This window comes from Mycobacterium hippophais, assembly GCF_027529605.1.
In the GTDB taxonomy this organism is placed as follows: Bacteria; Actinomycetota; Actinomycetes; order Mycobacteriales; family Mycobacteriaceae; genus Mycobacterium; species Mycobacterium arseniciresistens.
In genome coordinates this window covers 114,900-134,313 of record NZ_JAPZPY010000015.1, presented here as the reverse complement: position 1 = coordinate 134,313, position 19,414 = coordinate 114,900, and the positions used below count along the sequence as shown (strand labels likewise).

General features: G+C 70.8%; 20 protein-coding genes. 13 read left to right on the top strand and 7 right to left on the bottom strand.

The genetic code is table 11. The features are described 5' to 3' along the window. Positions 1–2,223 (top strand): AAA family ATPase, encoded by a 2,223-nt coding sequence (locus tag O6P37_RS25345; protein ID WP_269896670.1) that lies wholly within the window; start codon positions 1–3, stop codon positions 2,221–2,223. A 90-nt stretch (positions 2,224–2,313) separates the two neighbouring features. Next, positions 2,314–2,748, top strand: coding sequence for a DUF1707 domain-containing protein (locus O6P37_RS25340; RefSeq protein WP_269896669.1), 435 nt, complete (start codon positions 2,314–2,316; stop codon positions 2,746–2,748). On the opposite strand, the gene O6P37_RS25335 is transcribed toward O6P37_RS25340, so the two are convergent. Continuing rightward, positions 2,716–3,330, bottom strand: a complete 615-nt coding sequence (locus O6P37_RS25335) for a TetR/AcrR family transcriptional regulator (RefSeq protein WP_269896668.1) — start codon at positions 3,328–3,330, stop codon at positions 2,716–2,718. The two genes, O6P37_RS25340 and O6P37_RS25335, sit on opposite strands and share 33 nt — an antisense overlap. Before the next feature lie 21 nt (positions 3,331–3,351). Here O6P37_RS25335 and O6P37_RS25330 point away from each other — a divergent pair, with 21 nt between their 5' ends. The 8 genes from O6P37_RS25330 to O6P37_RS25295 all read left to right on the top strand — a co-directional run bounded on the left by O6P37_RS25330 (position 3,352) and on the right by O6P37_RS25295 (position 10,903). Beyond that, positions 3,352–3,747, top strand: a complete 396-nt coding sequence (locus tag O6P37_RS25330; protein ID WP_269896667.1) for a hypothetical protein — start codon at positions 3,352–3,354, stop codon at positions 3,745–3,747. Positions 3,748–3,905: 158 nt separating this feature from the next. Further along, positions 3,906–6,809: a Na+/H+ antiporter subunit A gene (locus tag O6P37_RS25325; protein WP_269896666.1), complete on the top strand. Its 2,904-nt coding sequence runs from the start codon at positions 3,906–3,908 to the stop codon at positions 6,807–6,809. After that, on the top strand, positions 6,806–7,279 hold the full coding sequence (locus O6P37_RS25320) for a Na(+)/H(+) antiporter subunit C (RefSeq protein ID WP_269896665.1): 474 nt from the start codon (positions 6,806–6,808) through the stop codon (positions 7,277–7,279). Before O6P37_RS25325 ends, O6P37_RS25320 begins: the two co-directional genes overlap by 4 nt. Next, positions 7,276–8,874, top strand: a complete 1,599-nt coding sequence (locus tag O6P37_RS25315; protein WP_269896664.1) for a Na+/H+ antiporter subunit D — start codon at positions 7,276–7,278, stop codon at positions 8,872–8,874. Before O6P37_RS25320 ends, O6P37_RS25315 begins: the two co-directional genes overlap by 4 nt. Next, the gene (locus tag O6P37_RS25310; RefSeq protein WP_269896663.1) at positions 8,871–9,458 is read left to right on the top strand and encodes a Na+/H+ antiporter subunit E; all 588 of its coding nucleotides are present in this window, start codon (positions 8,871–8,873) and stop codon (positions 9,456–9,458) included. The genes O6P37_RS25315 and O6P37_RS25310 overlap by 4 nt, the downstream gene beginning before the upstream one ends. After that, positions 9,455–9,730, top strand: coding sequence for a monovalent cation/H+ antiporter complex subunit F (locus O6P37_RS25305; RefSeq protein ID WP_264015185.1), 276 nt, complete (start codon positions 9,455–9,457; stop codon positions 9,728–9,730). Before O6P37_RS25310 ends, O6P37_RS25305 begins: the two co-directional genes overlap by 4 nt. Beyond that, a complete protein-coding gene (gene mnhG / locus O6P37_RS25300; protein ID WP_269896662.1) occupies positions 9,727–10,104 on the top strand; it encodes a monovalent cation/H(+) antiporter subunit G in 378 nt (125 codons plus the stop codon). Before O6P37_RS25305 ends, mnhG begins: the two co-directional genes overlap by 4 nt. After that, entirely contained in the window at positions 10,085–10,903 is an 819-nt protein-coding gene (locus tag O6P37_RS25295; RefSeq protein WP_269896661.1) for an SAM-dependent methyltransferase, read from the top strand. The genes mnhG and O6P37_RS25295 overlap by 20 nt, the downstream gene beginning before the upstream one ends. A gap of 3 nt (positions 10,904–10,906) precedes the next feature. Here O6P37_RS25295 and O6P37_RS25290 read toward each other — a convergent pair whose 3' ends face one another. Genes O6P37_RS25290 through O6P37_RS25270 form a run of 5 tightly spaced genes read right to left on the bottom strand, consistent with a single transcriptional unit; the run spans position 10,907 to position 14,188 of the window. Beyond that, on the bottom strand, positions 10,907–11,536 hold the full coding sequence (locus tag O6P37_RS25290) for an LON peptidase substrate-binding domain-containing protein (RefSeq protein ID WP_269896660.1): 630 nt from the start codon (positions 11,534–11,536) through the stop codon (positions 10,907–10,909). A gap of 9 nt (positions 11,537–11,545) precedes the next feature. Continuing rightward, positions 11,546–12,676 carry a glutamate--cysteine ligase gene (locus O6P37_RS25285; RefSeq protein ID WP_269896659.1) on the bottom strand — a complete coding sequence of 377 codons (1,131 nt, stop codon included), beginning with the start codon at positions 12,674–12,676 and terminating at the stop codon, positions 11,546–11,548. After that, entirely contained in the window at positions 12,654–13,364 is a 711-nt protein-coding gene (sodC, locus tag O6P37_RS25280; protein ID WP_269896658.1) for a superoxide dismutase[Cu-Zn], read from the bottom strand. Before sodC ends, O6P37_RS25285 begins: the two co-directional genes overlap by 23 nt. A gap of 10 nt (positions 13,365–13,374) precedes the next feature. Further along, positions 13,375–13,839 carry a LytR C-terminal domain-containing protein gene (locus O6P37_RS25275; protein ID WP_269896657.1) on the bottom strand — a complete coding sequence of 155 codons (465 nt, stop codon included), beginning with the start codon at positions 13,837–13,839 and terminating at the stop codon, positions 13,375–13,377. 40 nt (positions 13,840–13,879) lie between these two features. Further along, positions 13,880–14,188: a DUF3263 domain-containing protein gene (locus tag O6P37_RS25270; RefSeq protein WP_264015178.1), complete on the bottom strand. Its 309-nt coding sequence runs from the start codon at positions 14,186–14,188 to the stop codon at positions 13,880–13,882. 151 nt (positions 14,189–14,339) lie between these two features. Between O6P37_RS25270 and O6P37_RS25265 the strand changes: the two genes are divergently transcribed. Genes O6P37_RS25265 through O6P37_RS25255 form a run of 3 tightly spaced genes read left to right on the top strand, consistent with a single transcriptional unit; the run spans position 14,340 to position 16,668 of the window. Next, on the top strand, positions 14,340–14,933 hold the full coding sequence (locus O6P37_RS25265) for a peptide deformylase (RefSeq protein WP_269896656.1): 594 nt from the start codon (positions 14,340–14,342) through the stop codon (positions 14,931–14,933). A 7-nt stretch (positions 14,934–14,940) separates the two neighbouring features. After that, the gene (locus tag O6P37_RS25260; RefSeq protein ID WP_269896655.1) at positions 14,941–15,837 is read left to right on the top strand and encodes an N-acetylglutamate synthase, CG3035 family; all 897 of its coding nucleotides are present in this window, start codon (positions 14,941–14,943) and stop codon (positions 15,835–15,837) included. 27 nt (positions 15,838–15,864) lie between these two features. Beyond that, the gene (locus O6P37_RS25255) at positions 15,865–16,668 is read left to right on the top strand and encodes an exodeoxyribonuclease III (RefSeq protein ID WP_269896654.1); all 804 of its coding nucleotides are present in this window, start codon (positions 15,865–15,867) and stop codon (positions 16,666–16,668) included. Here the strand turns inward: O6P37_RS25255 and O6P37_RS25250 are convergent. Continuing rightward, the gene (locus O6P37_RS25250) at positions 16,665–19,403 is read right to left on the bottom strand and encodes an AAA family ATPase (RefSeq protein WP_269896653.1); all 2,739 of its coding nucleotides are present in this window, start codon (positions 19,401–19,403) and stop codon (positions 16,665–16,667) included. The two genes, O6P37_RS25255 and O6P37_RS25250, sit on opposite strands and share 4 nt — an antisense overlap. Positions 19,404–19,414: the final 11 nt, after the last annotated feature.

The window sequence follows — 19,414 nt, the reverse complement described above, 5'->3', positions numbered from 1 at the left end:
ATGACCGAGATCGACGTCGCCGACGACGATTACGCGCTCACCCATCTGAGACTCACCGCCCGGCTGAACACCTCGGCGCTGGACAACCGCCGCGGTGTGGTCCGGTTGCATCCCGAAGCCATTGCCGCCCTTGGCCTGCGCGAGTGGGACGCCGTCGCCCTCACGGGTGCCAGGACCACCGCGGCGGTGGTCGGGGTGGCCCCGCCCGGCACGCCGACCGGCACCGCCCTGCTCGACGACGTCACGTTGTCCAACGCCGGCCTGCGGGAGACCAGCACCGTGATCGTCGCACCGGTGACGGTGTACGGCGCACGGTCGGTGACGGTGTCGGGCTCCAGGCTGGCCACCCAGTCGATCTCGTCGGCCACCCTGCGCCAGGCGCTGCTCGGCAAGGTGATGACGGTGGGCGACACGGTGTCGCTGCTGCCGCGCGACCTGGGACCGGGCACCTCGACCTCGGCGGCCACCTCGGCGCTGGCCTCGTCGGTCGGCATCACCTGGACCTCGGAACTGCTCACCGTCACCGGTGTCGATCCGGCCGGACCCGTGAGCGTGCAACCCAATTCGGTGGTCAGCTGGGGTGACGGCACCGTGTCGGTGTCGGACCGCAGAGGCGCAGGCGTGAACAGCAGTGTCGGCCAGGCCACCGTCACCACGCCGTCGCAGCGGCCGTCTGTCAGCGCGGACGATCTCAAGGGTGTGCACAGCCAGGTGAGCCGGCTGACCGAATGGCTCAAGCTCTCGCTCGACGAGCCCGAACTCCTGCAGACCCTCGGCGCCGCCGCCAATCTCGGTGTGCTGGTGTCGGGTCCGGCCGGTGTCGGCAAGTCGACGATGGTGCGGGTGGTGTGCGCCGACCGCAGGCTGGTCGAACTCGACGGCCCCGAGGTGGGCGCGCTACACGCCGAGGACCGGCTGCGCAGCGTCTCCGCCGCCGTGGAGACGGTCCGCGACGGCGGCGGCGTCCTGCTGATCACCGACATCGACGCGCTGCTGCCCTCGACCGCGGAACCGGTCGCCACCCTGATCCTGACCGAACTGCGTTCGGCCGTAGCGACTTCCGGTGTCGCGTTCGTCGCGACGACGGCGATGCCCGACGGGGTCGACCCTCGGCTGCGCGGGCCCGACCTGTGCGACCGTGAACTCGGTGTGAGCCTGCCCGACGGGGCGACCCGCAAAGCGCTGCTGGAGGTGCTGCTGCGCGACGTGCCTGCCGGTGAGCTGCAGCTCGACGAGATCGCGGATCGGACACCGGGTTTCGTCGTCGCCGATCTGTGCGCCCTGGTCCGCGAGGCGGCACTGCGGGCGGCCGCGCGGGCGAGCACCGAAGGCACCGCGCCCGCACTCGTGCAGGAGGACCTGACCGGAGCGCTCAGTGTGATCCGCCCGCTGTCGCGGTCGTCCACCGAAGAGGTGTTGGTGGGGTCGGTGACCCTCGAGGACGTCGGCGACATGGTCGCGACCAAGCAGGCGCTCACCGAGGCGGTGCTGTGGCCGCTGCAGCATCCGGACACCTTCGCCCGGCTCGGGGTCGAACCGCCGCGCGGGGTGCTGCTCTACGGTCCGCCCGGGTGCGGGAAGACGTTCGTGGTGCGCGCGCTGGCGAGCTCGGGCCGGCTCTCGGTGCACGCCGTCAAGGGCGCCGAGTTGATGGACAAATGGGTGGGCGCCTCGGAGAAGGCGGTGCGCGAGCTCTTCCGGCGGGCTCGAGACTCCGCGCCGTCGCTGGTGTTCCTCGACGAGATCGACGCGCTGGCGCCCCGGCGCGGGCAGAGCTTCGACTCCGGTGTCACCGACCGGGTGGTGGCCGCGCTGCTCACCGAACTCGACGGCATCGAACCGATGCGCGACGTCGTCGTGCTCGGCGCCACCAACCGGCCCGACCTCATCGACCCGGCGCTGCTGCGACCCGGCCGGCTGGAGCGGCTGGTGTTCGTCGAACCGCCCGACGCCGAGGCCAGGCGCGAGATCCTGCGCACCTCGGGCAAGTCGGTCCCGCTGGCCGAGGACGTCGACCTCGATGCGCTGGCCGACGACCTCGACGGCTACAGCGCGGCCGACTGTGTGGCGCTGCTGCGCGAGGCGGCGCTGACCGCGATGCGACGCTCGATCGACGCCGCCGACGTCACCGCCGCCGATGTGGCCGCCGCCCGAGCGACGGTGCGGCCGTCGCTGGACCCGGTGCAGGTGGAGTCGTTGCGCGCGTTCTCCGAGAACCGCTGACGCCACTTACATCTTGACAGTGCCTAGTTTTCGGGAGCAGACTCGGATCCATCCGAACTAGCCGCTGACAAGTTTGATGGGAGCGCAGTCATGACCGCCCCGGACACCACCACCCGCGCCGGCGACCGCGAGCGGGAGAAGACGGCCACCGACCTCGGGCTCGCCCTCTCGCAGGGCTACCTCGACATGGCGGACTACGAGCGCCGGGTGCAGTCGGCGTTCGCCGCGGGCACCCGTGAGGAGCTCCGCCTGCTGACCGCCGACCTGCCCGTCGCCCACCTCCGCCGCAACGATCCGCGGCGCCGCGAGGCCCAGGCCAGGGCGGTCCGCCGCGGCATCGCCATGCACCTCGCCGCGTATGTCGCGGGTTCACTGCTGATGCTGGGCATCTGGCTCGCGGTCGGCCTCGGCGGCGGCGGATGGTACTTCTGGCCGGTATGGCCGATCATGGGCTGGGGGATCGGAGTCGCCAGCCACACCCTGTCGGCCAGGTCAGGATCCGCCTGCGGGACGATGCGCCGCTAACAGCGCCCGCACCGCCACTGCCAGGTCGTCGGCCAGCCACGAGGGCGGGCGGTCGTCGCGGGCGTGGCGCCGGACGACGGCGTAGGGCAGATCGACGACCGCCCGGGTGACCGCGTCGAGATGACGGCCGGCGCCCTCGTCGCCGGGGTCGCCGTAGAGCCGCCGGGTGACGTCGTGCAACCGGGAGATCAGCGGGGCGTTCATCGCCGCGAGCGTCTCCTGCAGCGAGGGATCCGGATCGCCGTCGACCAGATCGCCGGGGCGCAACGCCAGCAGCAGGCGGGCATCGTCCGGCAGGTCGCCGGCGAACTCGACGGCCGCCACGGCCATGGCCACCGCCTCGTCCACCGGATCGTCGGCCGCCGCCGCCAGCACCCGGCCCTGGAACCGCTCGAGCGCCCGCAGCCAGGCGGCCGTCACCACCCCGTTGCGGTTGCCGAAGCGGTGATACAGCGTGCCGGTCGGGGCGCCGCTGAACTTGGCGATCGCGGCCACGCTGGCCGCACGCGGGCCCTCAGTGAGGATCAGCGCGCGCGTCGCGTCGAGTATGGCGTCGGTCTCATGCTTCCGCGGAGGTGCCACGATCTAGTATGGTCCTTCTATATGGAACGATTGCCCTATATCGATGAGCATGCCATATCGATCGCCGCCCACCGTGCCACCTGCTGGACGGCCGTGCTGTCCGTGATGTGTCGCGACCGCCGCGACCCGTCGAGCGTGCCGCCCGGCTTCCATCTCGAATCGGCCACGCCGCCCGACCGGTTCGCCATGCACGGTCGCCACCCGTTCGCGGTGTACCGGCTCGTGTTCGAACTCACCGACGACGGGCCGGGCCGCACCCGCGTGGCCGCGCAGACCTTCGCGGCGTTCCCCGGCGCCGCCGGGACGGTGTACCGGGCGATCGTCATCGGCACCGGCGGTCATGGCGTCGTCGTGCGCAGAATGCTCGGCCGGATCGCCGCGCTCGCCGAGCGAAATGCGGAGCGGGCCGTTCCGTAGGGGTGCGAGCAGCTCACCGGGCATCCGTAGAATGAGTGAGGACGGGCTGTTCCCACCACCGATGCGTTTCGCGCCGAGCGTGCATCCGAGCGGCTGACACCCACGATCTGATCTTCGCCAGTCGGCTCACCGCCGACCCGACGAGACCACGGAGTGCCTTGCTTGCCATTCTGATCGCCCACGCGGCAGCGACCGCCATCGCACCCGTCCTCGTGGCACGATTCGGCAGGCTCGCGTTCTACCCGCTGGCGCTGGTCCCCCTCACATCGCTGGTGTGGGTGGCGACGAACTGGCCGTCGCCCGGCGACGTCAAGACCGTCGACCTGGTCTGGCTGCCCGAACTGTCGATGAACATCACCCTGCGATTCGACACCCTCGCGGCGATCATGAGCGTGCTGGTGCTCGGCATCGGCGCACTCGTGCTGCTCTACTGCGCCGAATACTTCCACCACCACGACGGTCACACCGAGAAGCGACTGCCGAGCTTCGCCGCCGAGATGGTGGCTTTCGCCGGCGCGATGTTCGGTCTGGTGACGAGCGACAACATGCTGGTGCTCTACGTGTTCTGGGAGATCACCACCGTGCTGTCGTTCCTGCTGGTCGGGCACTACGCCGAACGTGCCACCAGCAGGCGGGCCGCCACGCAGGCACTGCTGGTGACCACTCTCGGCGGGCTGGCGATGCTGGCGGGCATCGTCGTGCTGGGCAACCTCGCGGGCACCTACCGGCTCTCCGAACTCGTCGCCGCCCCACCGACCGGAGTGGCGGCAGGCGTCGGCGTCGCCCTGATTCTCGTTGGCGCGCTGTCGAAGTCGGCGATCGTCCCGCTGCACTTCTGGCTGCCGGGCGCCATGGCGGCGCCCACCCCGGTGAGCGCCTACCTGCACGCGGCGGCGATGGTGAAGGCCGGCGTGTACCTGGTGGCTCGGTTGACGCCGGGCTTCGCCGACTCACCGGTCTGGCGGCCGATGGTGGTGACACTCGGCCTGGCGACGATGCTGCTCGCCGGCTGGCGGGCGGTGCGCGAGTACGACCTCAAGCTGATCCTCGCCTTCGGCACGGTCAGCCAGCTCGGCCTGATCACCGTGATGGTCGGCGCCGGTGGGCGCGACATGATGCTGGCCGGGCTGGCCATGCTCGTCGCGCACGCGATGTTCAAGGCCGCGCTGTTCATGGTGGTCGGCGCCATCGACCACGCCACCGGCACCCGCGACATCCGGCGGCTCGCATGGCTCGGCCAGGCCAGCCGGCCACTGTTGGTCATCGCCGTCGGGGCCACGGCGAGCATGGCGGCGCTGCCACCGTTCCTCGGCTTCATCGCCAAGGAGGCCGACTTCGAAACCGTCTCGCACAGCGCGTCACTCGGCGTCGCGGCGCCGGTCGTGCTGGCGGGCATCGTGTTCGGCTCGGTGTTCACCACCATCTACAGCCTGCGATTCCTGTGGGGGGCGTTCGCGCGCAAGGGCCTGTCGCAACCCAGCGTCCGCGTCGCCGAGATACACCGGCTGCCTGCGACCTTCCTGGTCCCGCCGGCGATCCTGGCGGCGGCGGGGTTGCTGTTCGGGCTGTGGCCCGCACCGTTGGACGCGGTGCTCGACGACTACGCCGCCACGGTGCCCGGCGGCCAGCACTACGAGCTCGCACTCTGGCACGGGCTGAATCTGCCTCTGCTGCTGTCGGTTCTGGTCATCGCGGCGGGCACCGCGGCCTTCTTCGGCCGCCACCGGCTGCGGCGGGCCCGCACCCCGTACCTGCCGCTGGGCAACGCCGACCACGTGTACGACTCCTTCATCCGCGGACTCGACGTGTTCTCGGTGCGGCTGACCGCGGTGACGCAGCGCGGATCGATACCCGCCACGCAGGCGGTGATCCTGTCGACGCTCGTGGTGCTGCCTGCGGCGGTGCTGGCGTTCGGTGCGCGCGACCGGCCGGAGTTCCGGCTGTGGGATTCCCCGGTGCAGGTGGTGGTCGGACTGCTGATGATCGCCGCGGCGCTGGGCGCGGTGGTGATGCGCAACCGGCTGGCCGCGGTGCTGCTGATCGGGGTGACCGGTTACGGCTGCGGCGCGATCTTCGCCTTCCACGGCGCTCCCGACCTCGCCCTCACCCAGTTCCTGGTCGAGACGCTGGTCCTGGTGATCTTCGTGTTGGTGCTCCGCTCGCTGCCCGCCGAGGCCGACCAGGCCGACATCGGCCGTCTCCGGCTGCCGCGGGCCGTGCTGTCACTGGCCGTCGGCGCGACGGTCACCTCGCTCGCCGTCTTCGCGATGGCGGCCCGCAGCGGCGCGGGCATCGCCGAACTGCTGCCCGACGCCGCGTACTACCGCGGACACGGCGCCAACACGGTCAACGTGCTGCTGGTCGACATCCGAGCATGGGACACGATGGGCGAAGTCTCGGTGCTGCTGGTCGCCGCGACCGGGGTGGCGTCGCTGGTGTTCCGGCACCGGAGGTTCGGCGCCGCACCCCGGGTGTCCGACGCCGGCCAGCCCGACATCGGCCCCGTCGGCACCTACGCCAACTCGCCCGCGGCCGGTGAGGTGACGTGGCTGCGCGGCAGTGAACTCCGCGACCCGCGGCACCGCTCGCTGGTGCTCGAGGTGGCGACCAGGGTCATCTTCCCGCTCATCATGGTGCTGTCGGCGTACTTCTTCTTCGCCGGCCACAACACTCCCGGCGGCGGCTTCGCGGGCGGGCTGACCGCGGGGCTGGCGCTGGTGCTGCGCTACCTGGCCGGCGGCCGCTACGAACTCGGCGAGACGCTGCCGCTGGACGCCGGGAAGATCCTCGGCGTCGGGCTCGGACTGTCCGCGGGCACCGCCGCGGCCTCGCTGCTGCTCGGCGCACCGGTGCTGTCCTCGGCAGTCGTCGAGTTCGACGTCCCGGTGCTCGGCACCGTCAAGTTCGTCACGGCGCTGTTCTTCGACCTCGGCGTGTACCTCATCGTCGTCGGCCTGGTGCTCGACGTGCTGCGCAGCCTGGGTGCGCGGGTCGACACGGAGATGGCAGAACCGCGAACCGGTGGCCGGCCCGCCGTCGAGACCGGAACGGCGACCCGATGACCACCTACCTGATCCCGCTCATCCTCGTCGGGGCCCTCACCAGCGCGGGTGTCTACCTACTGCTGGAGCGCAGCCTGACCCGGATGTTGCTGGGCCTGTTGCTGATCGGCAATGCGGTGAATCTGCTGATCCTGATGGTGGGTGGGCCGTCGGGCAATCCGCCGGTGCGCGGCCGCACCAGCAACGGCGAGACCACCACGGCCGATCCCCTGGCCCAGGGCATGATCCTCACCGCGATCGTCATCAGCATGGGCATCGCCGCGTTCGTGCTGGCGCTGACCTACCGGTCGTTCCGGTTGACCACCGCAGAAGAGGTGGGCAACGACCCAGAGGACACCCGGGTGTCCCGGCTGTCCGCCATGGACGCCACCCCCGTCGACGAGGACCGGCCACCGGAACCGGACACCGGCAAGGACACCGACCTGCCCGACGAGCTCGACGCCCTGCCCGGGCAGGAGGGTTCGCGATGACCCTCTCGACCGTGCTGACCCCGCTGCCGGTGCTGATCCCGACACTGGCCGCGGCACTGACGCTGTTCGCCGGCCGCACCCCCCGGTTGCAGCGCGCCATCACCCTCGTCGCGCTGATCGCCGTGGTGGCGGTGTGCGCTGTGCTTCTCTACCTGACGGACCGGGACGGCACGCTCGCGCTGCAGGTCGGCGGCTGGGGCCAGAGCGTGCCGGGCATGGGGCCGCTCGGCATCACCCTGGTGGTGGACCGGCTCTCGGCGCTGATGCTGGTGGTGTCGTCGATCGTGCTGCTGGCGGTGGTCTTCTACGCCATCGGGCAGGGCATCCGCGACGGCGACGACCGCCAGCCGGTGTCGATCTTCCTGCCCACCTATCTCGTGCTGTCGGCCGGCGTGTGCACCGCCTTCCTGGCCGGTGACCTGTTCAACCTGTTCGTCGGTTTCGAGGTGCTGCTGTCCGCGAGCTTCGTACTGCTGACCATCGGGTCCAGCGCCGAACGCGTCCGCGCAGGCATCGCCTACGTGATGGTGTCGATGGTCTCGTCGCTGATCTTCCTCATCGGCATCGCACTGGTCTACGCCGCCACCGGCACACTGAACATGGCCGAGCTGGGCGTGCGCCTCGACGAGGTCGCGCCGGGCACCCGCACCGCGCTGTTCGCGGTCCTGCTCGTCGCGTTCGGCATCAAGGCCGCGGTGTTCCCGCTGTCGACCTGGCTGCCCGACTCCTACCCCACCGCACCGGCGCCCGTCACCGCCGTGTTCGCCGGACTGCTCACCAAAGTCGGTGTGTACGCGATCATCCGGGCGCACTCCCTGCTCTTCCCCGGCGGCGGCCTGGACGCGGTGCTGCTGGTGGCCGCACTCATGACGATGGTGATCGGCATCCTCGGCGCCATCGCGCAGAGCGACATCAAGCGGCTGCTGTCCTTCACCCTGGTCAGCCACATCGGTTACATGGTGTTCGGCATCGCGCTGTCGAACGAACTCGGCATGTCCGGCGCCATCTACTACGTGGCGCACCACATCCTGGTGCAGACCACCCTGTTCCTGGTGGTCGGGCTGATCGAACGGCAGGCAGGCGCGTCGACCATGCAGCGGCTCGGCGGACTCGCGGCCGCCAGCCCGCTTCTGGCCTTCGTCTGGGTGGTGCCCGCGCTCAATCTCGGTGGCATTCCGCCGTTCTCGGGTTTCATCGGCAAGGTGGCGCTGATGGAGGCCGGCGCGGCCAACGGTTCCGTGCTGGCCTGGTTCCTGGTCGGCGGCGGCGTGCTCACCAGCCTGCTGACGCTGTACGTGGTGGCCCGGGTGTGGACCAAGGCGTTCTGGCGAGCCCGGGTCGACGCTCCGGAAGGCCATCTGTCCGCGGCCGTCCCGGCGGCGCTGCTCGTCGAGGACGAGGACGTCGAGTACGCCGACCGGGCACACGTCGGCCGGATGCCGATCGGCATGCTGCTGCCCACGGGCGCGCTGATCGCGGTCGGCCTGATGCTGACGGTGGCGGCGGGACCGATCTTCGCCTACAGCGTGCGCGCCGCTGAGCAGGTGCTCGACCGCGAGCAGTACATCACCGCCGTCGTCGGGGAGCGGCCGTGACCGGCGACAGCGTGCGGAGCCGGTGGCCGATGCGGCGGATCGCCCTGCGGGCGTGGGTGCTGTGCTGGCTGATGCTGGTGTGGATCTTCCTGTGGGGCACCTTCTCCGCGGCCAACGTCCTCAGCGGGCTGGCCGTGGCGCTGGTGATCACGGTGCTGCTGCCGCTGCCGCCGGTGCCCGTCGAGGGCCGGATCCATCTGCTCTCGGTGCTCCGCCTGATCGCGACCGTCGCCTACTACCTGGTGCTGTCCTCGGTGCAGGTGGCGTGGCTGGCGGTCAAGCCGGGTCCGCCGCCGCTGACGGCCGTGCTGCGCGCGCACCTCGCACTCAAGTCCGACCTCGTGCTGGCGCTGGCCGTCAACATCATGAACCTGACCCCGGGCAACATCGTGCTCGAGATCGACCAGGCCCGGCGGATGATCTACGTGCACGTCATCGACGTGGGCTCCGACCGGGCCCTCGCCCGGTTCTACCGCCAGGTCGACCAGTTCCAGCGGTTGCTCATCGCGGCGTTCGAACGCGATGCGGACTGGCGGCCGTCGGCCCATCCGGTGGACGCAGTGGAGGAGGAGGATCGCGCATGACTTACGTGTGGATCGTCGCCGCGGTGATGCTCAGCGCCGCCGCGGCCATCGTGATGTTCCGGCTGCTGGCCGGCCCGAGCACACTGGACCGGCTGGTCGCGCTCGATACCCTGGTCGCCGTCACCATGTGCGCGATCGGCACGTGGGCTGCGTTCAGCCTCGACACCACCGTCACCTACAGCCTCACCGCGCTGGCGCTCATCAGCTTCGTCGGGTCGGTGAGCGTGGCGAGGTTCCGGGTGCCCGATGTCGAGAAGCGGAGGACCCGGTGAGCAGTCCCGACATTCCCGATGTGGTCGCCGCCGTCCTGGTGCTCGGCGGGTCGACGCTGGCGCTGACCGCGGCGATCGGCGTCGTCCGGTTTCCCGACACCCTGTCGCGGATGCACGCCGCGACCAAGCCCCAGGTGCTGGGGCTGCTGCTGGTGCTGGCGGGCGCCGCGATCCGGCTGCGGGGCAACGTCGATGTCGGCATGGTGATCCTGACCGGCCTGTTCACCATCATCACCGCCCCCGTGGTGGCCAACCGCGTCGGCCAGCTGGCCTACCGCGAGCAGAACATCCGCGACGACCTGTTGACCAGGGACGAGATGCATGAGTTCGCGGCCGATGGGGAACACCGACCGCATGGCACGGACGGACTCTGACACCTGGAGCATCACCGAAGGCGTCGGTCCCACCGCGCTGGGGGTGGCGATGGCCCGGGCCGGTGAATCCTCGGCCGGCTGCCCGCTGTTCGACGATCCGTTCGCCCAGGTGTTCATCGACGCCGCGGTCGCCCTCGGCTGGGAGCTACCGACGGGGGCGATGGCCGAGAGGATCCGCGCTGTGTCGGGGTACGCGGCGTCGCGTACCAAGTGGTTCGACGAGTTCTTCATCGCCGCGGGAGCACACGGTGTCGAGCAGTCGGTGATCCTCGGCGCCGGCCTGGACTCGCGCGCCTGGCGGATGCCGTGGGTGAGCGGCAGCGTGGTCTACGAGATCGACCAGCCCCAGGTACTCGAGTTCAAGTTGGACGTGTTGCGCGCCCACGGCGCCGAACCGAATGCGCGGTATGTCCCGGTGCCCGTCGATCTCCGGCACGACTGGCCGAAGGCGTTGCGCGACGCGGGATTCGACGCCACCCAGCCGGCAGCGTGGTCGGCCGAGGGGCTGCTGCCCCACCTCCCGGCCGAGGGCCAGGACCGGTTGTTCGCACAGATCGTCGAGATGGCCGTGCCGAGCAGCCGCATCGCGGTCGAGGCGTTCGTCGAGGAGCGCACCGACGTCGCGCAGTGGCTGACCGCGCAGGGCTGGGAGGTCACCTCGATCGACGCCCGCCGGCTGATGGACCGCTACGACCGGTGCACTCCCGACGACGCCGAGGACGCCTTTCCCAACACCGTGTTCGTCGACGCGAAGCTCAGTTCCGCGGCGTCGTCGGGGCCCACCGCGGCGACCGCCTAGGGACTACTCCGAGAGCTGGAACTCGACCCGGGCGGTCACCGTGTCCACGGCTTCGCTCAAGGCATCCAGCCGCGCCGCCGGGCCGGGCGCGGCCAGCACCGCGTACCGGTCGGCAGGACCCATCGGCAGGCGGTTGGCCAACGCGTACAAGCGCTTCGGCACGTCGGGTTCGGCGCGGGCGAGCAGCCCGTCGCGGTCGCGGATTTCTCCGCCGCGGGCGGCCGCGATCCGCTCGAAGAGCGCGATGATCCGGTTCTCCACGTCGGCGAGCCGGGCCGGATCGACGCCGGCGTCGGGCTCGTCGGGCCACGGTTCGACGTCGGCCCGCGGATACGGATCGTCGTCGAGCCACTCGGTGACCCGGATTCGTTCACCCAGCGGGCAATTCATCCGGTAGCGGCCCTCACCGGTCGCAGCGCACTCGGCGATCCGGGCCAGCACACCGACCCGGCTGCGCCGGTCCCCGCCGCCCACTTCGCGCCCGGCCTCGATCAGCACCACCCCGAACACCGGGTCGTCGGCGGCCAGGCAGTCCCGGACCAGCGCGGCGTACCGCGGCTCGAAGATCCGCAGCGGCAACTCCTCGCCGGGCAGCATCGCCACTTCGAGCGGGAACATCGGCGTGACGCTCATGGGTCCAACCTATAGTTCGAGCTCGCCGACGATGGCGTCGACGACCGCACGCAGGTCGCCGTCGCTCTCCTCGGCCACCCGGCGCTGCCGCTGGTAGGACGCGCCCAACCGGTGGATCTCACTGACCGAGGCCAACTCGTCGACGCAGCCCAGGGACTTCGCCACCGGTTGCAGCCGGTCCACCAGGTTGTCGAGATCCTCGGTGACCAGCCGCTCGTTGCTGTCGGCGTCGAGGATGATGATGGCGTCCAGGCCGTACCGCGCGGCGCGCCACTTGTTCTCCTGCACGTGCCACGGCGGCATCATCGGGAGCTCCTCGCCGGCGTCGAGCCTGCGGTCGAGGTCGACGATCAGGCAGTGGGTGAGCGCCACCAGCGCGCTCAGCTCCCGCAGATTCGACACCCCGTCGCACACCCGCACCTCGACCGTGCCCAGATGGGGCGAGGGCCGGATGTCCCAGCGGACCTCGTTGATGTGGTCGATGATCCCGGTCTTCTTCTGGTCGTGGACGAAGCCCTCGAACTCCGACCACTGCCGGAACTGGAACGGCAGCCCCGCCGTCGGCAGCTGCTGGAACATCATCGCCCGGTTGCTCGCGTAGCCGGTGTCCTCACCGTCCCAGAACGGCGACGACGCAGACAGCGCCAGCAGGTGCGGGAACTGGTTGAGCAGCGACGAGATGATCGGCATCACCTTGTGCGCCGAGGACACCCCGACGTGGACGTGCACCCCCCAGATCACCATCTGACGGCCCCACCACTGCGTGCGCTTGATCAGCTCGGCGTACCGCGGCGCATCGGTGAGCTGGGCCGCCGACCACTTCGCGAACGGGTGGGTGCCCGCGCTGAACAGGTTCATCCCGCGGTCGCGCACCACCTGCTGCGCCGTGACCAGGCTGCCCCGCAGGTCGTCCATCGCCTCCGGCACGGAATTGCAGACGCCCGTGACGATTTCGACGGTGTTGCGCAGCAGCTCCTTGTGCACCTTCGGGTTCTCGCCGATCTCGGCGATCACCGCGGCGGCCTCGTTGCTCAGGTCGCGGGTGACCGCGTCGACGAGTGCGAACTCCCATTCGACACCGAGCGTCGGGCGGTAGGACCCGGCGAAGTCGATCCGGCTACTGCGCGGGAGCGATGACACCGCAGGCCACCCGGCCGCCGGCGTCACCGGTCGCCAGCGTCTGCTGGTCGGGTCCGGGTGTGCCATTGACCTGCTGATACTTCTCCGGCGGGATGTTCGCGAAGTTGTCGGCCTTCTCGTGGATGACGATCGCCGTCTTCTGGCCGGCCTGCAGCTGCTCGGCGGTGAACGCGTCGGTGGTGGTGACGAGCATCGCCGAACCGTCCTCCCGCACCTGCAGCGAGCTCAGGTCACCGCTCGCCGGGTGCGTGGTGTGGCCGGGCACCTGGAAGTGCCCGCCCGCGGAGTTGAAGTTCCCCGGCGCGCCGCCGGTGGGGGCCACCGAGTCGGCCTCGCACTTGCCGACAGAGTGGATGTGGATGCCGTGGAAACCCGGCGTCAGCTGTCCGGATGCGGTGGTGCGCACGGTGACCGTCGCATAGCCGCCGGTGAAGTCGATGTCGGCGGTGGCCACCGTGGTGCCGTCCGGGCTCCGCAGTTCGGCGGTCATTTTCTCGCCACCGGCGCCCTGACCCTCGCTGTGGCCCTCGCCGTGCTCCTCGCCCGGCGCGGCCGACGGCGACGGGGAGCCGGTCCACACCGAGGGCGTGGTGCCGGGAGTGCTGGACGCCTGCTCCGGGGGGCTGCAGGCGCTCAAAGCCAGGGCGGGAACGGCGAACAGGGTGGCGACGGTGGCGGACTTGCGCATGGCCACGAGCCTAACCGGTGACCGCCACGATCACGCCTGGTGGTTGGTCGGCGAGCGCGGGCGTGCGCGGCTCGACCGGCGCCTCGAGGAGCTTGCCCACTTCGTCGGCGGCTTCGCGTTCGCCCGGCGCCTCGCCGAAGTACACCGTGGTGGCGGTGACGCCGTCGAGCGTGAGGTTGTCGGTGTCGGCGACGTTCCAATCGGCCTCGCGCAACTGGGTGGCCACTCCTTCCGCGGCGCCGGCCACGTCGGAGATGTTGTAGACGCGGACCTCGGGGCGCGCGGCCGGAGCCTCCGACGACGCCGGGGCCGCGGAGGTGGTGGAAACGGCGGACGCCACGGGCGCGTCGTCGTCGCCGGAGTCGTCACCCGAGCCCATCGCCTGGAAACCGACCAGCAGGAAGACCACACCGAGGAACAGCAGCACCATGACCATGGCCCGCAGCGGCAGCCCGGAACTCTCTCGCTGGTTCATCGCGCCCACTCTAACGAGTGCGCCTGCGCCGACCGACCGCTCAGGTGACTTCGAAGCCGAGCCTGCGCGCCGCGCGGGCCTTCTGCCTGCTCGCGCGCAGCCTGCGAAGGCGCTTGACCAGCATCGGATCCGCGGCGAGCGCCTCCGGCCGGTCCACCAGCGCGTTGAGCACCTGGTAGTAGCGGGTCGCCGACATGGAGAACAGCTCCCGGATCGCGTCTTCCTTGCTGCCGGCGTACTTCCACCACTGGCGTTCGAACGCCAGGATGTCGTGCTCGCGCCGGGAGAGTCCTTCGGGGAGATCAGAGTCATCGCCGGAAGGCTCAGTACGCGCGATAGCGCCGTCCATATTGCTCCTCGGACCTTTCCGACCTGAAAAGAATGACATCCCTGTAGTTCGCGCTCATTCAATCACGGGTTGCTGGGTTGCGACGTCATCAATGCGGGCGAGTCGGCTGGTGCGTCGTGCGGACATAGGCCGCCGACTTAAGCTCTCCCGCATGGCCGTCGTACCCATCCGGATAGTAGGAGACCCCGTCCTGCGCACCGCGACCACTCCCGTGCCCGTCGGTCCCGACGGTTCATTGCCCGCGGATCTGGCGGATCTGGTCACCGACCTGTACGAGACGATGGACGCGGCGTACGGAGTGGGCCTGGCCGCCAACCAGATCGGCGTCTCGAAGCGGGTCTTCGTCTACGACTGCGCCGACGCCCGCGGCCGCACCACCCGTCGCCGCGGCGTCGTCGTCAACCCGGTGCTCGAGACCTCCGAGGTGCCCGAGACGATGCCCGATCCCGACGACGACGAAGAGGGCTGCCTGTCGGTGCCCGGCGAGCAATTCCCCACCGGCCGCGCGGAATGGGCCCGCGTCACCGGACTCGACGCCGACGGCACCCCGATCACTCTCGAAGGCACCGGCCTGTTCGCCCGGATGCTGCAGCACGAGACCGGGCATCTCGACGGGTACCTCTATCTCGACCGGCTCGTCGGCCGGCATGCCCGTGCGGCCAAACGGGCGGTCAAGTCCAACGGCTGGGGTGTCGACGGCCTGAGCTGGCTGCCCGGCGAGGACCCCGACCCATTCGGTCACTGAGCAGTCCGTGCCGGAACTGCCGCCCACGGGCACCAGGGTCAGCCTGCGCTACCGGCTGCCGCAGGGCTCCTCGCCGCCGCTGACCGATGTGGTCGGTCATCTGGTCGCGGTCGGTCCGACCCTGCGCGTGCGCACGAAACGGGGAGACGAGGTGGACGTCGCCGCCGCCGACGTGGTGGCGGTCAAGGCGCTCGCCGATGCACCCGTGCGCACCGCCGACATCCGCAACCTCGAACACGCCGCCGCCGGCGCCTGGCCGGGGCGCCGTCAGGAGTGGCTCGACGGGTGGCTGTTGCGCGAGGCGGGCGGCCACACGCACCGCGGCAACTCCGCGCTGCCGCTGCTGGCCGGCGCCGACCTGCGCGCGCTGCCCGGCATCGTAGAGTGGTACACCGACCGCGGACTGACCCCGTGGCTCTCGGTGCCCGACCGGCTGGTGCGGCTGCCTGCGTCGGCGCCCACCCACATCGAGTCGCTCGTGATGACGCGCGCGCTCCAGGCCGGCGGGCACCCCGCGGCGATTGACCTGTCACCGCATCCGGACGATCGGTGGCTGCACATCTATCAGCGCGACGTGCCCGTCGACGTGTTGACCGCGGTGCTCGACGGCGAGGTGACGTTCGGCCGTCTCGGCGACGCCGCCGTCGGGCGTGCCGCCGTCACCCCCGCGCCCGACGGCACCCGCTGGCTCGGCATGTCGGCGGTGCGGGTGGCCGACGACCGGCGTCGCCGCGGCCACGCCCGAACGCTGTGCGGCGCGCTGCTCGACTGGGGTGCGGCCCGGGGTGCGACGCGCGCCTACGTCCAGGTCGTCGTCGACAACGCCGGCGCCGCCGCCCTCTACGAGTCGATGGGCTTCGTCACCCAGCACCGGCAGCGCTACGTCGACGCACGTGCGCTGTGACGACGACGCGCTCGTAGGCTGTCACCCATGCGGCTGGCCACCTGGAACGTCAACTCCATCCGCGCCCGCGTCGACCGCGTGACCGACTGGTTGTCGCGCGCCGACGTCGACGTGCTGGCGATGCAGGAGACCAAGTGCAACGACGAGCAGTTCCCCACGATGCCCTTCGCCGCCCTGGGCTACGAGGTGGTGCACTGCGGCTTCAGCCAGTGGAACGGGGTGGCGATCGCGTCGCGGGTCGGCATCGACGACGTCACCGTCGGGTTCGAGGGCCAGCCGACGTGGAGCGACAAGCCTGAGATGGAGGCCGCCGCGGAGGCGCGGGCGCTTGGCGCGACGTGCGGCGGTGTGCGGGTCTGGAGCCTCTACATTCCCAACGGACGCTTCGTCGACTCACCGCACTATCGATACAAGCTCGAATGGCTTGCCGCACTGCGCAAGACGTCGAACAGCTGGCTCACCGACGATCCGCGGGCACAGATCGCACTGGTCGGCGACTGGAACATCGCACCCACCGACGACGACGTGTGGAGTGTCGAGGCCTATCGCGACAGCACGCACGTCACCCCGCCGGAGCGGGCGGCCTTCGACGCGATCGTCGACACCGGGTTCGCCGACGTTGCGCGGCCGTTCACACCCGGCCCCGGCGTCTTCACCTACTGGGACTACACCCGGTTGGCGTTCCAGAAACGGCGCGGCATGCGCATCGACTTCGTCCTGGGCTCACCGGCGTTCGCCGAGCGCGTGACCCACGCCGAGATCGTCCGCGAGGAACGAAAGGGCAAGGGCGCCAGCGACCACGCCCCGGTGCTGGTGGAGCTCGCCGGCTAATCGGCATCGTGCAGGGCCCGCCACAGCCCCGCCCGGGAGCGGATGCCCAGTTTCCGGTACACCCGGGACAGGTGCAGTTCGACGGTCTTGGTGCTGACGTAGAGCTCCGCCGCGATCTCCTTGTTGGTGCGGCCCGCGGCGGCGAGCTCGGCGGCTCGCAGTTCCGGCGCAGTCAGGCCCGGGCGCTGCCGCGGAGCCAGCTGCGTCACCTCCCACCGGGCTCGTTCGGCCCAGAACCGCAGACCCATCCGCTCGAAGGTGCGCATCGCCGACTGCAGCAGATCGGCGGCGGCCTCGCGCTGCCGCAGCCGGTGCCGCAGGTGGCCGGCGAGCAACTGGGTGCGGGCCAGTTCGAACGGCATCGCCGCCCGTCTGTGTTCGCGCAGCGCGCGGTCCGCGGCCACGGCGGCCGCCTCGAGGTCACCGCGTGCGGCGTGCAGCAGGCTGCGGCACCGGGCGGCGACCCCGCGCGTCCAGGGCCGGTCGAGTCGCTCGCCGTTGTGCTCGAGCACCTCCACGATCCGGTCGGCCTCGTCCAGCCGGCCGACGACGATCATCGCCTCTACAGCGTCGGGCAGGAACGGCGCGGTGACGATCTCGGTGGCCGCGGGCAGCAGTCGCCACTCGGCCACCAGCGGATCCAGATGTCGAAGTGCGGCTTCATGATTGCCCAGAGACAGCTCCAGAGATCCCAGCGCGGTGGCCGCCCAGGCGCTCAGCCGGCCGGAGTCGCACCGCCGGCCGATCACCAACGCCTGTTCACCGTTGCGGCGGCAGGCCTCGACCCGCCCGAGCTGGGCGTCCACCAGCGCACGGACGGTCAGCGCGATGAACATCGGTAGGTCCCCACCGAGCGCGAGCGCACGCTCCATCGTCGCCTCGGCCGCCCGCTCGGCCGCATCCATGTCTCCTCGCCAGGTGTGCGCCAGCACGAGGTTGAAGCCGATCAGGATGAGTTCGCTCTCCTCGCCGCGTTCGACGCACCGCTGCGCGATGGACGTGAGCATCGCAGCGGCCTCGTCCACCTGGTGCGACCACAGCTTGACCATCGCGTGAAGGGTTCGCGGGCGGACCGCAAGTGGCACGTCGGCGGGATCGTCGACCTGCAGCGCGCGGTTCAGCGCCACCTCGTCGACGCCGTCGCCGACCAGGAAACGCATCATCGCCCGCATCGTCGTGGCCTGGACGAGGAGATCCTCGCGCGGCAGCTGCTCGGCCAGCTCCACCGCCTGCTCCGCCCGGCGCAGCGCAGTGCCCGCATCGCCGGCGTTGTACTCGACGAAGGCCAACATCACCAGCATCGGCACCTGCCGGTCGGGCACTGCGCCGGGTTGTTCCACGGCCTCGCACAGCAGCGCGGCCGCATTGGCAGAACTGTTGTCGTACAACCGGACCAGCCCGAGCAGGTGCAGCGCCTCGGCTCGCAGCGGACCGGGTGTGAGCCGATCGACGGTCTGCTGCAGCAGTGTTCGCGCCCGTGCCGCGCCGCCCGCCTCGAAATGGTGCGCGGCCGCGGCGATGGTGCGTTCCGGCGTGTCCCCGCCACGCCCGCGGGCGAGCTCGAGGAGTTCCGCCGCGGTGGCCGGTGCGCCCCGCAGGCGGGCGGACTCGGCGGCGGCGTCCAGCGCGTGCAGGACGTGCTCGTCGGCGCCCTCCACCGACAGTGCGAGGTGCCGGGCGCCGAGCTCGGTGTCGTCGAGCACGTTGGCGAGCCGCCGGTGCATCAGCTGCCGCATGTCCGGGGCGGCCTCGGCGTACGCGCCGCGAGCCAGCAGCGGATGGGTGAACCGCAGGTGCTGGCCCGAGATCTCGATCACCCCGGCGTGTTCGGCGTCCTCCAGCAGCGCGACGACCTCCTGCAGCTCCGACTCGGTCACGGAGGCCAGCTCCGCCATGGTGGGAGCAGGCAGGCAGGACGCGGCGAGCAGCACCCACTTCGTCGCGTCGGTGAAGCCGGCGATGCGGGCCCGCACGAGATCGGCGAGCGTGGCGGGCAGCTCAGCCGCGCCGCCGTCCGCCGCACGGGCGAGTTCCACAGCGTAGAAGGGATTTCCGCCGGACTCCCGGTGAATTCGCACCATCTCGCCCCTGGCCAGGGAGCGGGTGAGCCGGCCGGCCAGCACCTGACGCAGCGCACCGAGGCTGAGCGGCCGGACGTCGAGCCGCTGCATCCGCGCGGGATCGTGCAGCTCGAGCTCGGCCAGCGCATGCTCACCCTTGACGTCGGCGCGCACGGTGGCCACGAACCCGATCCGCCCGGTGCACCGCCGTGCCACCGACGAGATGACCAGCCGGCTGGGCGGATCGAGCCACTGCAGATCGTCGATGGCGACGAGGACGGGTGACATCTGCGCGAGCCGGTCGAGCACCCCGCGGACCGCTGGGAACAACGCGCGCTGACCGGCGGCCGGATCGCCGTCGGCGGACGGGGACAGCACACGGTCGATCGCGAGCCGCTGCGGACGGGGCAGCTCGTCGAACGCCGATTCGTCCAGCACCCCCAGCAGATCGGCGAGACCCGAATAGGCGGCAACGGATCCTGTCGACTGCGCGCGGGTGCTCAGGACGCGGAAGCCGACCTCGGTGGCGCGGGCGGCGCAGACCTGCCACAGCGTGGTCTTCCCGATACCCGGTTCGCCGATGAGGGCGAGCAGCGACGGCCCCTCCGAGGCCTCGGCCAGGAACGTCCGGACCACACCGAGCTCCGGCTCCCGGCCGACCACTCGTTCCCCCATCCCGGGATACT

Coding starts and splice junctions, on each gene's coding strand:
- O6P37_RS25345 (WP_269896670.1), top strand. CDS start 1: ATGACCGAGATCGACGTCGCCGACGACGATTACGCGCTCACCCATCTG.
- O6P37_RS25340 (WP_269896669.1), top strand. CDS start 2,314: ATGACCGCCCCGGACACCACCACCCGCGCCGGCGACCGCGAGCGGGAG.
- O6P37_RS25330 (WP_269896667.1), top strand. CDS start 3,352: ATGGAACGATTGCCCTATATCGATGAGCATGCCATATCGATCGCCGCC.
- O6P37_RS25320 (WP_269896665.1), top strand. CDS start 6,806: ATGACCACCTACCTGATCCCGCTCATCCTCGTCGGGGCCCTCACCAGC.
- O6P37_RS25315 (WP_269896664.1), top strand. CDS start 7,276: ATGACCCTCTCGACCGTGCTGACCCCGCTGCCGGTGCTGATCCCGACA.
- O6P37_RS25305 (WP_264015185.1), top strand. CDS start 9,455: ATGACTTACGTGTGGATCGTCGCCGCGGTGATGCTCAGCGCCGCCGCG.
- O6P37_RS25295 (WP_269896661.1), top strand. CDS start 10,085: ATGGCACGGACGGACTCTGACACCTGGAGCATCACCGAAGGCGTCGGT.
- O6P37_RS25290 (WP_269896660.1), bottom strand. CDS start 11,536: ATGAGCGTCACGCCGATGTTCCCGCTCGAAGTGGCGATGCTGCCCGGC.
- sodC (WP_269896658.1), bottom strand. CDS start 13,364: ATGCGCAAGTCCGCCACCGTCGCCACCCTGTTCGCCGTTCCCGCCCTG.
- O6P37_RS25275 (WP_269896657.1), bottom strand. CDS start 13,839: ATGAACCAGCGAGAGAGTTCCGGGCTGCCGCTGCGGGCCATGGTCATG.
- O6P37_RS25270 (WP_264015178.1), bottom strand. CDS start 14,188: ATGGACGGCGCTATCGCGCGTACTGAGCCTTCCGGCGATGACTCTGAT.
- O6P37_RS25265 (WP_269896656.1), top strand. CDS start 14,340: ATGGCCGTCGTACCCATCCGGATAGTAGGAGACCCCGTCCTGCGCACC.
- O6P37_RS25255 (WP_269896654.1), top strand. CDS start 15,865: ATGCGGCTGGCCACCTGGAACGTCAACTCCATCCGCGCCCGCGTCGAC.
- O6P37_RS25250 (WP_269896653.1), bottom strand. CDS start 19,403: ATGGGGGAACGAGTGGTCGGCCGGGAGCCGGAGCTCGGTGTGGTCCGG.